Annotated in this window: 16 protein-coding genes and 5 tRNA genes; all 21 read right to left on the minus strand. The window is 38.7% G+C overall.

Translation table 11 applies throughout. The annotated features are described in order from the left end of the window. Nucleotides 1-98: 98 nt before the first annotated feature. The 21 genes from rplL to MED217_RS13940 all read right to left on the minus strand — a co-directional run bounded on the left by rplL (nt 99) and on the right by MED217_RS13940 (nt 14,196). A complete protein-coding gene (gene rplL, locus MED217_RS13840; protein ID WP_009781165.1) occupies nt 99-473 on the minus strand; it encodes a 50S ribosomal protein L7/L12 in 375 nt (124 codons plus the stop codon). A 55-nt stretch (nt 474-528) separates the two neighbouring features. Continuing rightward, the gene (gene rplJ / locus MED217_RS13845; protein WP_009781166.1) at nt 529-1,050 is read right to left on the minus strand and encodes a 50S ribosomal protein L10; all 522 of its coding nucleotides are present in this window, start codon (nt 1,048-1,050) and stop codon (nt 529-531) included. A gap of 10 nt (nt 1,051-1,060) precedes the next feature. Further along, nucleotides 1,061-1,759, minus strand: a complete 699-nt coding sequence (rplA, locus tag MED217_RS13850) for a 50S ribosomal protein L1 (protein ID WP_009781167.1) — start codon at nt 1,757-1,759, stop codon at nt 1,061-1,063. A 21-nt stretch (nt 1,760-1,780) separates the two neighbouring features. Next, nucleotides 1,781-2,218: a 50S ribosomal protein L11 gene (rplK, locus tag MED217_RS13855; RefSeq protein ID WP_009781168.1), complete on the minus strand. Its 438-nt coding sequence runs from the start codon at nt 2,216-2,218 to the stop codon at nt 1,781-1,783. A gap of 70 nt (nt 2,219-2,288) precedes the next feature. Continuing rightward, nucleotides 2,289-2,843, minus strand: a complete 555-nt coding sequence (nusG, locus tag MED217_RS13860) for a transcription termination/antitermination protein NusG (protein ID WP_009781169.1) — start codon at nt 2,841-2,843, stop codon at nt 2,289-2,291. 10 nt (nt 2,844-2,853) lie between these two features. Then, a complete protein-coding gene (gene secE, locus MED217_RS13865) occupies nt 2,854-3,051 on the minus strand; it encodes a preprotein translocase subunit SecE (RefSeq protein ID WP_009781170.1) in 198 nt (65 codons plus the stop codon). Nucleotides 3,052-3,146: 95 nt separating this feature from the next. Then, nucleotides 3,147-3,219: transfer RNA gene (locus MED217_RS13870), tRNA-Trp, on the minus strand. A 93-nt stretch (nt 3,220-3,312) separates the two neighbouring features. Then, entirely contained in the window at nt 3,313-4,500 is a 1,188-nt protein-coding gene (tuf, locus tag MED217_RS13875; RefSeq protein WP_009781171.1) for an elongation factor Tu, read from the minus strand. Between the two features lie 137 nt (nt 4,501-4,637). Next, nucleotides 4,638-4,709, minus strand: a tRNA-Thr gene (locus tag MED217_RS13880). A gap of 173 nt (nt 4,710-4,882) precedes the next feature. Then, nucleotides 4,883-4,955 (minus strand) — tRNA-Gly (locus MED217_RS13885). Between the two features lie 49 nt (nt 4,956-5,004). After that, nucleotides 5,005-5,087, minus strand: a tRNA-Tyr gene (locus MED217_RS13890). 72 nt (nt 5,088-5,159) lie between these two features. After that, nucleotides 5,160-5,233, minus strand: a tRNA-Thr gene (locus tag MED217_RS13895). Nucleotides 5,234-5,331: 98 nt separating this feature from the next. Beyond that, nucleotides 5,332-5,634: a ribosome hibernation-promoting factor, HPF/YfiA family gene (hpf, locus tag MED217_RS13900; RefSeq protein ID WP_009781172.1), complete on the minus strand. Its 303-nt coding sequence runs from the start codon at nt 5,632-5,634 to the stop codon at nt 5,332-5,334. A 36-nt stretch (nt 5,635-5,670) separates the two neighbouring features. Next, entirely contained in the window at nt 5,671-6,567 is an 897-nt protein-coding gene (locus MED217_RS13905; RefSeq protein WP_009781173.1) for a tyrosine-type recombinase/integrase, read from the minus strand. Nucleotides 6,568-6,746: 179 nt separating this feature from the next. Beyond that, nucleotides 6,747-6,941 (minus strand): 30S ribosomal protein S21, encoded by a 195-nt coding sequence (gene rpsU / locus MED217_RS13910; protein ID WP_009781174.1) that lies wholly within the window; start codon nt 6,939-6,941, stop codon nt 6,747-6,749. A 184-nt stretch (nt 6,942-7,125) separates the two neighbouring features. Further along, nucleotides 7,126-8,295 (minus strand): acyl-CoA dehydrogenase family protein, encoded by a 1,170-nt coding sequence (locus tag MED217_RS13915; RefSeq protein ID WP_009781175.1) that lies wholly within the window; start codon nt 8,293-8,295, stop codon nt 7,126-7,128. A gap of 80 nt (nt 8,296-8,375) precedes the next feature. After that, on the minus strand, nt 8,376-9,248 hold the full coding sequence (locus MED217_RS13920) for a ComEA family DNA-binding protein (protein ID WP_009781176.1): 873 nt from the start codon (nt 9,246-9,248) through the stop codon (nt 8,376-8,378). 15 nt (nt 9,249-9,263) lie between these two features. Continuing rightward, nucleotides 9,264-10,928, minus strand: coding sequence for an alanine/glycine:cation symporter family protein (locus MED217_RS13925; protein ID WP_040533641.1), 1,665 nt, complete (start codon nt 10,926-10,928; stop codon nt 9,264-9,266). Nucleotides 10,929-11,182: 254 nt separating this feature from the next. Further along, nucleotides 11,183-12,868, minus strand: a complete 1,686-nt coding sequence (locus MED217_RS13930) for an alanine/glycine:cation symporter family protein (protein WP_009781178.1) — start codon at nt 12,866-12,868, stop codon at nt 11,183-11,185. A gap of 89 nt (nt 12,869-12,957) precedes the next feature. Continuing rightward, nucleotides 12,958-13,965, minus strand: coding sequence for a potassium channel family protein (locus MED217_RS13935; protein WP_040532879.1), 1,008 nt, complete (start codon nt 13,963-13,965; stop codon nt 12,958-12,960). Nucleotides 13,966-13,968: 3 nt separating this feature from the next. Further along, on the minus strand, nt 13,969-14,196 hold the full coding sequence (locus MED217_RS13940) for a PspC family transcriptional regulator (protein ID WP_009781180.1): 228 nt from the start codon (nt 14,194-14,196) through the stop codon (nt 13,969-13,971). Nucleotides 14,197-14,211: the final 15 nt, after the last annotated feature.

A 14,211-nucleotide genomic window follows, 5' to 3' on the forward strand; every position in this document is an offset into this window, starting at 1 on the left:
AGTCGTATTTTTTAAGAAAACCTTATATACGACAAATGGTTTAGGCCCATTTCGATAAATCGAACAGACCTAAACCTTTGTATTTATAGTAGCTAAGCTTACTTAAGCTCAACTTCAGCTCCAGCTTCTTCTAATTGAGATTTGATAGCTTCTGCTTCGTCTTTAGCAATACCTTCTTTGATTGGGCTTGGTGCGTTATCAACAAGCTCTTTTGCATCTTTAAGACCAGCTCCAGTTAATTCTTTTACAAGTTTTACAACTGCAAGTTTAGAACCACCAGCGGCTTTAAGGATTACATCAAATTCAGTTTGCTCTTCAGCAGCGTCATCACCACCAGCAGCAGGACCAGCCATTGCTACAGCTGCAGCTGCAGGCTCGATACCATACTCATCTTTTAAAATAGTAGCTAACTCATTTACTTCTTTTACTGTTAAGTTAACTAGTTGTTCTGCGAAATCTTTTAAATCTGCCATTTTTCTATCGTTTTAAAAAAAAATTCTTTATTATAATTATTAAGTGCGTACTTGATTAACCTTCTCTTTCTTGAAGGGTTTTAACAAGGCCAGCAATAGTAGAACCTCCTGATTTAAGAGCGCTAATAACGTTCTTAGCAGGCGACTGAAGAAGTCCAACGATCTCTCCAATAAGTTCCTCTCTTGATTTGATATCTACAAGGGCGTCTAATTGATCGTCACCGATGTAAATTGCCTCTTCAATAAATGCTCCTTTAAGTAAAGGTCTATCAGATTTCTTACGAAACTCTTTAATTACCTTAGCAGGCGCATTACCAGTTTCAGAAAGCATGATTGAGGTATTCCCTTTTAAAATTTCAGGTAATTCACCAAAATCTTTTTCTGAACTTTCCATTGCTTTAGCAAGCAATGTATTTTTAACCACGGCCAGTTTTACGTTTGCCTTAAAACAAGCTCTACGTAGCTTAGACGTAGTGTCAGCATTAAGACCTGATATATCTGCTAAATAAATATTAGCACTATCAGCCAACTGCGCAGTCAAATCTTCTATTACTTGTGATTTTTCTTCTCTTGTCATAATTTAACTTTTACTGCTCAGCAAAACGTTTTGAATCTACTTCAACACTAGGACTCATAGTACTAGACATAAAGATGCTCTTGATATAAACACCTTTTGCTGCTGTAGGCTTCAATTTTACTAATGTGGTTATCAATTCTCTTGCGTTAGCTGCAATCTTTTCAGCATCAAAAGACGCTTTACCAATTGCCGCGTGTACAATACCAGTCTTGTCAACTTTAAAGTCAATCTTACCAGCTTTAACGTCAGAAACTGCTTTAGCAATATCCATTGTTACTGTACCGGTTTTTGGGTTTGGCATAAGTCCACGAGGACCTAAAACACGTCCTAAAGGACCTAATTTACCCATAACGCTTGGCATAGTTACGATAACGTCAACATCTGTCCAACCGCCTTTGATTTTTTCTAAATACTCATCAAGACCCACAAAGTCAGCTCCCGCTTCTTTAGCTTCAGCTTCTTTATCTGGAGTTACCAGAGCAAGAACCTTAACATCTTTACCGGTTCCGTGAGGAAGAGTTACCACACCACGCACCATTTGATTCGCTTTACGCGGATCTACATTAAGACGTACAGCTAAGTCAACAGAAGGATCAAAATTTACTTTGCTTACTTCTTTTATTAAAGCTGAAGCTTCTGCTAAAGTGTAGGTAGAACCTGCATCAACCTTAGCGCGTGCTTCTTTTTGCTTTTTTGTTACTTTTGCCATTTTAAATTGCTTTTTTGGATGTTAAAAAGGAGCCTGCCCTTTTACAGTTATTCCCATAGACCTTGCAGTACCTGCAACCATTCTCATTGCGCTTTCAACAGTAAACGCATTTAAGTCTGGCATTTTGTCTTCTGAAATAGCTCTAATTTGATCCCAAGTTACACTAGCAACTTTTTTACGGTTAGGCTCACCAGAACCCCCTTTGATCTTTGCTGCTTCCATCAATTGGATGGCAGCAGGTGGTGTTTTTACCACAAAGTCAAAAGACTTATCACCATAAACAGTAATAACTACAGGAAGTACTTTACCAGCTTTATCTTGAGTTCTAGCATTAAATTGCTTACAAAACTCCATGATGTTAACGCCGGCAGCACCTAAAGCTGGTCCAACTGGGGGAGAAGGGTTTGCAGCCCCTCCCTTAACTTGCAACTTAACAACCTTACTTACTTCTTTTGCCATTTTTAAAAATTTAGTTTGATATGCTCTTTAGTGGAAGCAGAAGAACGATATCTTATATATGTTGTAACACTTATACTTTCTCAACTTGCATGTAACTTAATTCTAATGGTGTTTTTCTTCCGAATATTTTCACCATCACCTCAAGCTTACGTTTCTCTTCGTTAATCTTTTCAACAGTACCATTAAAACCGTTAAAAGGACCATCGATTACTTTTACCGTCTCTCCCAAGACGAAAGGTATTGCAACATTGTCTGTCTTTACAGCCAATTCATCAACTTTACCTAACATTCTATTAACCTCTGAAGTTCTGAGCGGCACAGGATCTCCTCCTTTAGTTTCACCCAAAAATCCAATAACACCGTTAATAGATTTTATCATATGCGTTACTTCACCACCTAGATTCGCATGAATCATAATGTAACCAGGGAAGTAAACACGCTCTTTATTGATTTTTTTACCGTTACGTATTTGAACCACCTTCTCAGTAGGCACAAGTACTTGCTCGATATAATCTTCAAGATTAAAGCGAGAGATTTCTTGCTCGATATACCCCTTTACTTTATTCTCTTGACCACTTACGGCCCTTACCACGTACCAATCTTTGGTATTGTTTGCTATAGCCATTGTGATTGTTTTAAGCTCCTACCAGATTAAAATAAGCCTTAATCGCTCTACTAAACACAGTATCTACACCCCAAATCGCCAATGAGAATACAATTGTAAAAACAATAACTACAACGGTTAGACGTTGAGCTTCTGAAAGCGGAGTCCAAGTAACGTGATTTTTTAATTCGTTATAAGACTCTTGAAGGTAATTAATTAATCCAGCCATATCGTTTAACTCTTTTAAAAAGACACTTTGCCTTTTAACAACTACTCTAAGTAGTCTGAAAAATTATAATCAAATTAAAATTTGATTCTGTTTTGCACGGGTTGAGAGGCTCGAACTCCCGACACCTGGTTTTGGAGACCAGTGCTCTACCAACTGAGCTAAACCCGTATATTTAACACCGCAAGCAGTGCTAAATTTTATTATAAAAATCAAGGCATTCGTTTACACGAACGCCTTGATCTATAAATCTATAATTCGTGATTATTCAAGAATTTCAGTTACCTGACCAGCACCTACTGTTCTACCACCTTCACGGATAGCGAAACGTAGACCTACATTCATCGCGATAGAGTTAATCAACTCTACAGTGATTGTAAGGTTATCACCAGGCATAACCATCTCAACTCCATCAGGAAGAGAAATGTTACCAGTAACATCAGTTGTACGTACGTAGAACTGTGGACGGTAGTTATTGTGGAATGGAGTGTGACGTCCACCTTCTTCTTTCTTAAGGATATAAACCTCAGCTTTGAATTTAGTGTGTGGAGTTACAGAACCAGGCTTAGTAATTACCATACCACGAGAAATTTGAGTTTTCTCAATACCACGCAATAAGATACCTACGTTATCACCAGCTTCACCTCTATCTAAAATCTTACGGAACATCTCAACCCCAGTGATAGTAGAAGTAAGTTTTTCAGCACCCATACCAATGATCTCTACAGGATCTCCAGTGTTAGCAACACCAGTCTCGATACGACCAGTAGCAACAGTACCACGACCTGTAATAGAGAATACATCTTCGATTGGCATTAAGAAGTCTTTATCAACCTCACGCTTTGGCTCTTCGATCCAGTTATCAACAGCCTCCATAAGCTCCATAACTTTATCAACCCACTTTTGCTCACCATTAAGTGCACCTAAAGCAGAACCTTGTACAACAGGACCATTATCACCATCATACTCATAGAAGCTCAATAGATCACGCACTTCCATTTCAACAAGCTCTAAAAGCTCCTCATCATCAACCATATCAACTTTGTTCATAAAAACAACGATACGAGGAATACCTACCTGACGGCCAAGAAGGATGTGCTCACGAGTTTGTGGCATAGGACCATCAGTTGCTGCAACAACAAGAATAGCACCATCCATCTGAGCAGCACCAGTTACCATGTTCTTTACGTAATCCGCGTGACCTGGACAGTCAACGTGCGCGTAGTGACGGTTAGCCGTAGCATACTCTACGTGAGAAGTGTTAATAGTAATACCTCTTTCTTTTTCTTCAGGAGCGTTGTCAATAGAGTCAAAACTTCTTAATTCAGAAAGACCTGCGTTTGCAAGTACAGTAGTAATAGCAGCAGTCAAGGTAGTTTTACCGTGGTCAACGTGCCCTATAGTACCAATATTTAAGTGAGGTTTGGAACGATCAAATGTTGCCTTTGCCATGATTTAAATAATTTTAATCTTAGTTATTATTAGTGTTCAATTTTTAAACTTACCTGATACGCAGCTATATGGTTTTTCTTAAACGCACAAAAACCGAGCACCAAGGGTACTAGTTTAAGTAGCAGCGACTGCTGTTGAGCCAACGACGGGATTTGAACCCGTGGCCTCTTCCTTACCAAGGAAACGCTCTACCCCTGAGCTACGTCGGCTTATATTTACCCTATCAAAAACGACCGAAGTCAGATTTGCCCGGGCTGACCTATGCAGCTAAAGGGCTTTAAAAGTCATCTAATGACTAAAACCAAAGCCTATCAGGTTTGGTTTAAATAAAAATCGAATATTATCGACTTAGAAAAATCACCTCCAAAGGAGGATATTTTAGAGCGGGAGACCGGGTTCGAACCGGCGACATTCAGCTTGGAAGGCTGACGCTCTACCAACTGAGCTACTCCCGCATTGTGGGCGCCAAAATTAATACATTTATTAATACTGGCAAAATTTTTGTGGGGAGAGCAGGATTCGAACCTGCGAAGTCTAATGACAACAGAGTTACAGTCTGTCCTCGTTGGCCGCTTGAGTATCTCCCCGATTGGTATTTTCAATATTTCAAAAAACGCTTTAACCGCGCTTTGCGCAAGCTCCAAAAGAGCTTTATTTTGAGCCGATGGAGGGACTCGAACCCACGACCTGCTGATTACAAATCAGCTGCTCTAGCCAGCTGAGCTACATCGGCTTTTTATCGCCCCGAGAGGCATAAAAAAGTCCGCTATTTCTAACGGACTGCAAATGTAGAATAAATTTACTATTCACAAAACTTTTTTCAATTTTTTTTCACGCAGAAGCACGAATTTTTTGTTTTCGACGCATCAACAAGCGCTCTAAAGAATGTGCACAGCTGTCAGCCCCCTCCTCAAAGGACTTAGCTTGTTTTTTCACTATCAGCTCATTACCGGGAACACTGAGCAAAATTTCGACAATTTTATTCTGTCTATCGCTAGTGTTTTCCAATTTTAAAAAAACATCAGCACAAATTATGTGATCATAAAATTTTTCTAGCTTATCCATCTTTTTTTGGATGAAGTTGATGAGTTTTTGATCTGCTACGAAATGGGGGGTTTGCACATTTACTTTCATAGATTCACATATTAAAAGTTACTATTAATTGAAAAATCACTGTTTTTTTAAATTACGTGGGTGTGCATTTTTGTAGACTCTTCCCAACTCTGCAATACTTGTATGTGTGTAGACTTGGGTAGAAGCTAAACTCGCATGGCCCAGCAATTCTTTTACAGCATTTAAATCTGCCCCGTTATTAAGCAAATGAGTCGCAAAAGTATGCCTAAGCATATGTGGACTTGTTTTGGTTTTTTGGGAGGCTCTACTAAAATAACGATTTATGATTCTGCAAACAAACGTTTCATATAATTTATCTCCTTTATCAGTCAGCAATAAAAAGCCTGAATTTTTATCAACCCCATAGTTTTCACGCACACTCAGATATTTCTTAAGCCCATCTTCTAACCAAGGAATTAATGGAATAATTCGCTCTTTGTTGCGTTTTCCAAGTACTTTTATGTTGTGCTGATCAAAATCTATATCAGCAACTTTCAAATTTATCAATTCACTTCGCCGCATTCCGGTTGCATAAAAGAGCGTGACAATAGCCAAATCTCTCAATTCAGAAAAATCCTCACCTGACTGAAGCATTTTTATCACTGTATTCACTTCAGTCTCTGAAAAAGGAACCTGTATTTCTTTTTTTATTTTTAAGGACTTATGCTTAGCAAGTGGAGAAACTTCGATATCACCGGTTTTCTGCAAGAATTTAAAAAAGGCTTTTAACGAAGATATTTTACGATTGATACTACGATGCGATACACCCACATCTGTCAAATGCACAATCCAGGCACGAACATACACATAAGAAACCTCCTTTGGGTCTTCTACCGCATAGTGCTCGTTAAGAAAGAGAAAAAATGCCTCTAAATCTTTCTGGTAAGCAAGAACCGTATGTTTACTATACTTACGCTCGAGCTCCAGATAATTTATAAAAGCAGAAAAATACATGACTTCAATTTTTAAGTAAGATAGACAATCCCAAAAACATGGTTTAAAAGAAAAATCATAAGTCAAAAAGTAAGAAACAAAAAAATCCGCTAAGAAATCTTAGCGGATTTAATATTTTGAAAGAGGATTAGTCTTTCTGCTAATAACCATAGTAAGCTATAACTTACCGACGGAAATTATTAAATATTCTCTTGATCACGAAGGCCTTGAATGTAAGACGCTTTCTGAATCTCTCTTCTACGCTCTACAGAAGGTTTTGTGAAAGCTTGACGATCACGTAGCTTACGCATAGTTCCCGTTCTATCAAATTTTCTTTTAAAACGCTTCAGCGCTCTATCAATATTTTCTCCGTCTTTTACTGGTATAATTAACATAGTGGTACCTCCTTTCTTTAAAATTCTTTTCAGTTTTCAGGCTGCAAATATAATCCAATCTTTAGAACTGGCAAGCAGCTTTTTAAATTTATTATCTCCAATGAATTTAACAACCCGAGGCTTGCCTCTGAATTGAAAATTCGTTTCCAACTAACGTCTCATAGACTTACCATGAAGTAGCCTGCTATTTTGTGGCCGGTCGATACTCTTTTTTATCAACTACCATCTTAGCAATAATTTCTTTGAGTATCTCTGAGGTTCCGCCCCCTATAGGGCCTAACCTGCTATCGCGAAACATTCGAGCGAGAGGATAATCTTCCATATAGCCATATCCGCCTAACATTTGTAAGCACTTATAAATGACCTCATCTGCTATTTTAGTCCCCATTAACTTAGACATGCTCGCCTCTTTAACGACATAATCCCCTTTATCTAAGTTATAAGCAATACTGTAATTAAAGGCTTTTACCATCTCAATCTCACTTGCCATCTCTGCCACTGTGTGTCTCAAAGCTTGAAATTTATTAATGGTTTTACCAAAAGCTTCGCGCTCGCCCATATACTCTAAAGCATATTCAAGAGCATATTCTGCTCTTGCGTGCGCATTAACTCCCATAATAAGACGTTCTAACGCAAAATGCTGCATAATATAAGAGAAGCCTTTATCTTCTTCTCCCATTAAATTAGCTGCCGGAACTTTTACATCTGTAAACGCAATTTCGCCGGTATCTGATGCTCGCCAACCCAATTTATCTAATTTGGTTGCACTTACACCTTCGGCCTCACGATCTACAACAAAAATGCTCAATCCTTTATTACCTTTTTCAGGGCTTGTTTTTGCAGCAACGATCAAATAGTCTGAAAACACACCATTGGTGATAAAGGTTTTTGAACCATTTAAGACATAGTGATCACCTTGGCGTACAGCCGTACTACGCATTCCTGCCACATCAGAACCACCAAAAGGTTCTGTAATACATAAACAGCCTATTTTATCTCCGCTAATACTTGGAGCTAAATATTTTTCTTTTATCGCAGCATCACCTTCAGCTTTTAAATGCGTCATCGCGAGATATGCGTGTGCCCACATTGCAGCAGCAAAACCACCGCTATTGATGCGTTGTAATTCTTCTAGAAAAATTAGTGTGTAAAAGATGTCAAGATCAAGGCCGCCATATTCTTCCGGATATGCCAAACCAAAATAGCCCATATCGCCCATCTTTTTCCAGATGAAGCGTTCTATCTCTCCCGTTTTTTCCCATTTCTCAATATGAGGAACCACTTCCTTTTGTAAAAAATCTCTCAAGCTTTCTCTAAAGAGCTTATGCTCTTCTGAAAAATAAACGTTGTTCATTTAATCTTCTTTAATTAATAAATAGGCAATTGGAAAGGAAGTTTTGCCGGTAGGAACTACATTATCTTAAAAATGCCTACTCAATTTTGATTGGTCGACAAATATAATTTAATTCGATCTAATTTATATGCGGTTATTCCGTCAATTTTTAGAAGGTCATCAAGATTAGACACCCCCTCATGCAAGGTTCTATAATCTATAATATCACGTGCAATTTCAAAAGTAATGTATGGAATTGTAGCCAAATCTGAAGCGTTTGCCGTATTTACATTCAGCTTTTCAATATCAGGTTTTGTCAATACGGTAAAATGGGTTTTAAGCGCCCGCACTTGCGCCGAAGACAGCCCGTAAACATCATAAAGTTGATTATCTTCTAAAAATCCGCCGAGGCGTTTACGATAACTAAGTATGCGCTTGGCGAGTTCTTCTGAAATATCAGAGACCGCCATTAATTCCTGAAAGCTTGCTTTATTTAAATCTGAAACAGGTGCTTTCTCTACATCTCGTTTTTTAGTGGAAGGTTTCTGCTCTCTTTTTGTTACCCAATCAGGAAACTTAAAATAAGGCGAGAGCACCGCTAGCAAAGAATCTGAAACGCCGGTCACTTTTTGAAAATCTTCAGCGGAGTTGATCCATTCGTTTTTTTCGCGAAAGCGCAACAATTTATCAATTTCCTCAGGCGACATTCCTAACGTGTAGCCTTTATAATCTGTGATGTAATTAGGATTGAAAGGGTAGATTTTCGGCTTCTCCTCTAACTCTTGTACCTTGAGTTTACGCAGAGAATCTATTTGAAGCTCAAAATTTTCAAGATCAACATCACTTATTTGCTCCGGAGTCCAAAAATAACTTCTAGAAAAATAGAGCAGCCAGCTTAGCACTAGTATAAGCACAAAAAGCAAAATCCCACTTCGTTGTCTGCTATCCAGAAAGAAGTGGGATTTTAGTTTCATAATTAAGTTCTTAAGTTAAGAAGCCTTTTTGGTGCTTTTTGAATCTTTATCAATGGTCGCATCCATTCGCCCAATCTTAATTGCATTGAGATAGGCTTGCAGTTCTTTCCGCACTTTGGGCGACAACAGGACCAGACCTATAATATTTGGAAATACCATTGCAAAGATCATCGCATCAGAGAAAGCGATTACCGCTCCTAAACTTGATGAAGCTCCCACAATAACAAAAACTAAGAAGAGTACCTTATAAACAATATCGGTTACTTTGCCTTTTCCGAATAAAAACTTCCAAGACTGAAGCCCATAGTAAGACCAAGAAATCGCCGTAGAAATAGCAAACAGCACCACCGCGATAGTCAGTACGATAGAGAAGTAAGGAATTGCCGAATCAAAGGCTACCGAAGTAAGATCTACACCATTAATAGGCTCATTGGTTTCATTAAGCATCACATTACTTGCCGCATCAAGGTTTCCGTAAGTAAACAGATTGTGTTTTGCGTTTGTAATAATAATTACAATTGCGGTCATCGTACAAATGATCACTGTATCAACAAAGGGTCCTAAAGAAGCCGTTAAACCTTCACTTGCAGGATAACGTGTTTTAACTGCAGAGTGTGCAATTGCTGCAGAACCTACACCTGCCTCATTAGAGAACGCTGCACGTTGAAAACCTACAATCATCACACCTACTACACCACCAAAAGCAGCATTAGGATCCATCGCCCCATCCCAAATCTGGCCAAGTGCAAAACCTACCATATCTACATTGATCGCGATGATTATAAAACCAGCCAATACATAAATGATCGCCATAAAAGGAACCACTTTTTCTGTAAAAGAACCAATACGCTTGATTCCACCGATGATCACAAGACCGATAACTACGGCCATAATGATCCCAAGATATAATCCTGCGTTAGGACTATCCCAACCGGTCATTTGAATCAACTGTGAAGAAGCCTGGTTAGACTGAAACATGTTTCCACCTCCAAAAGAAGCACCAATACACATTATCGCAAAAAAGCCGGCCAAAATTTTACCCAGCCAAATCATTTTGAGTTCGTTTAAACCTTTTGAAAGGTAATACATTGGTCCACCGTAGGTTTTACCTTGCTCATCAACTTCGCGGTATTTTACACCAAGCGTACATTCTACAAACTTTGACGCCATACCTAAAAGTCCGGCGATGATCATCCATACCGTTGCTCCTGGCCCACCAATTGCGATGGCTACAGCAACCCCGGCGATATTACCCAAACCTACAGTTGCAGAGAGCGAAGCGGTTAAGGCCTGAAAGTGTGTTACCTCACCTTGAACTTCACCGGTAAGCTTGACGGTATCTTTTACTTTGCCGTCCTCAACTACAATATCTTCTTCGGCGGGAACGTAATGATCAAGATCATCATATTTTCCCCACGCGGTTTTAATACTATCTTTAAAATATCTTAGGTTAACTCCTTTGAAGTAAAGTGTAAAAAACAAAGCCCCTAAAAGCAAAATAAGAATTACGATAGGTAATTCTTTTCCGGCGATAACAATCGGGTACATTATTGTTTCTACAATAGGGGTGGTATATTTTTCGAAAGCTGCATTAATCGATTCCCCTACACTCATCTCTTCTTGAGCAAATGTCATAAGAGGAAACATTAGACAACAAATGGAAAACATAATTTTCTTCATAAGTACTTTTGTATTTGAATAAAATTTTTGAAGTAAAAGCAGCAAGATGCTAAAAAAATAGGCTTTTTCAAAGGTAAATGCCGTTAAAATAGAATTCCGTTGCATAATTCGCAGCAAAACCTAAGCTTGTTTTTAAGGCTAAAAAATCTAGAATTTATTGCGATAGCAATTTCAAAAACTCAAGAGCAATTATCCTAAAACAATAAAGCCCAATCTGTTATACAGATTGGGCTTTTCTATAGAAAACTTCAATATTATTTTAAGGCTTCCTTCTTCAGCTTAATTGCGTCAAGGTATCTGTTGAGTTGCTTTTTAACAACCGGAAACAAGAAGAACAGTCCAACCATGTTAGGAAAGATCATCGCAAAGATCATTGCATCTGAAAAATCCCAGATCGATCTCATGTTTGCCGCAGCACCAATAATTACAAAAGTTAGAAACAAAAGTTTGTAAACCATATCTGCAGCTTTTCCTCTTCCGAATAAATATTTCCACGCCTGAAGTCCATAATACGACCAAGAGATCATCGTAGAAACTGCAAACAGCACTACCGCAACCGTCAGGAAAATATTAGAGAACGGAATATATTCTGCAAAGGCTTTTGAAGTGATTCCTGCACCTTCGTAAGACAAACCATCAATGATCACAGCTCCAGAACCGTCTCCTCCATATTCAAAAAAGCCTCCAAAGTTAAAAATAATGATCACGAGCGCAGTCATTGTACAAATTACAACCGTATCAATAAATGGCTCTAGCAATGCCACAAGACCTTCACTAGCAGAATACTTTGTACGTACTGCTGAGTGTGCAATAGATGCCGAACCTGCTCCCGCTTCGTTAGAAAAAGCTGCACGTTTAAAACCTACCAAAAGCACTCCTATGATTGACCCAACTCCAAAAGCAGTAGGATTAAAGGCTTCTTCAATTATAAGCCCTATAGCATCATCGATTAATGAGAAGTTTGATCCTATAATATAAATACAAGCAAGAAGGTACATAATTGCCATAAACGGAACCACTTTCTCTGTTACCTGAGCAATTCGTTTAATACCTCCAATGATGATGATACCAACCAATATCGCGATTACTACTCCAATCCAAAATCCTGCTCCTGCACTTTCTAGGTTGAATAGTTCTTTAATAACAATGGTTGCCTGATTACTTTGAGCGGCATTACCGCCACCAAATGATCCACCAATACAAAAGATTGCAAAGACTACTGCTGCTATTTTACCCAGCGTAGCAAAACCTTTTTCTTTTAAACCTTTAGTCAGGTAAAACATAGGACCACCATACACAGTACCATCCTCTCCTACATCTCTGTACTGAACACCCAAAGTACATTCTACAAATTTGCTAGACATACCCAGAAGTCCGCACACGATCATCCAGAATGTAGCTCCGGGACCACCAAGTGCGATTGCAAGTGCCACACCTGCGATGTTTCCGTTTCCTACAGTTCCTGAAACTGCAGTTGCAAGGGCCTGAAAATGGCTCACTTCACCTGCTGAGGACTCGTCTCTTATAGTTTCAACAATATCACCATCAATTGCCAGATCATCATCAAGCGTCTCGATATGTTGTTCAATATCTACATCATTCAAATCTACACCATTAGCGATTCCATCTTCACCGTATAAAACTTTGGCTCCGTGATTTTCAATATCTTCATATTTCCCGCGAACAGTTTGAATCGCTCTCCAGAAATATCTAAAGTTTGGAAACCCAAAATAAACAGTAAAAAACAAAGCACTAAAAACGAGTAGAATCAGTACAAAAGGAATATCAAAAACAGTAAAAAACACCACACTTGAAAAGAAGTTAGAGACTGGTGCAAAAGCCTGATCGATCTGATCATCTATTCCTATTTCGGCTGCTTCCTGAGCAGCACCAATAAAAGAAATGAATAGGAAAACAAGTAGGGATAATTTGTGTTTCATGCGCAAGCAAAATATTTAGTTAGTGATTGAAGCGGCCTTACAATCATTAAATAATATGTATTGCACACTACCGAAACGTAAACATAACACTAAATCGCAAATTCTCTATGTAAATTTTCAATCTGTTCGGGCCTTCCTATGACAATAAGTATAGAACCTCGCTCTAATTTGAGCGAAGCTTCAGGATTTATGATATAATCACCATCTGCCGATTTATATCCAATAATCGAGCACCCGGTTTTATTCCGCAGGTCAATATCCCGTATCGATCGTGTCTTTAAATCAGGACAAACCGCCTCAAAAGTTATTTGCTGAACGTTCACACGACCTTCGGTAGCTACTTGTAAATTATCGAGAAACTCCACTAAATCTGGCACTACCACCAGCGAAGCCATATGGTCTCCACCAATTTTATCTGGCATAATCACATTATCTGCCCCGGCAAATTTCAGTTTTTGATAGGTGGTTTCTTCTGAAGCCCTACTGATGATCTTAAGCTGCGGATTTATCTGACGCGCAGAAAGCACCACAAACAAATTGTCTGAATCATCGGGCAACGCAGAAATTAAAGTCGAAGCGCGCTTTACACCGGCTTGAACCAAAACCTCATCCTCGTTTGCATTCCCGGTGACAAATAGATTGGTGTCAGAATGAAATTTATTCACGATTTCCTCGTCACGTTCGATCACAACAAAAGGCCTCCCGTATGTAGTAAGTTTTTGGGCAGCTTGCTTACCGTTGCGACCAAACCCCACAACAATAACATGATTATTTAAACTGTCTATCTTTTTTTGCACACTACGCTGTTTTATAAGTTCAAAATTACTGCGACTCAAAATGTATTCGGTAATGATCGAAATGGCATACCCCAAAACGATCACACTCACCAAAATTAAAATTACCGTAAAAATCTTTGCTGAATCATTAAGCGGCTGCACTTCTCCAAAACCTACCGTACTAATGGTGATCATCGTCATATAAACGGCATCAGTCCAGGAGTATTCCGCTAAAAACCGAAACCCAAAAACACCGAGCATCAGCATACTTATGATTAAAAGTATGGCTACGTAGATTCGGCTTCTAAAAATTTTCAGCATAAATTATAAATCAAAAACAGAGGTTCGTTTAGTATAAACCAGATCTTTCAGCCTAAGCCAAAAAGCTAAAACCAAATACACAGCAAAGCCCAAGCCTGCTGTAGCAAAAGACAGGTAGATAAAAAACAAGCGTACATTCTTGGCTCGTATTCCTAAACGATCTGCAAGTCTTGACGACACATAAAAACCGTTTCGCTCAAAAAAGTGCCGTATCGCATAAATTAATTTCATAGGATCAGGTTTTAT

Source organism: Leeuwenhoekiella blandensis MED217, assembly GCF_000152985.1.
GTDB lineage: Bacteria > Bacteroidota > Bacteroidia > Flavobacteriales > Flavobacteriaceae > Leeuwenhoekiella > Leeuwenhoekiella blandensis.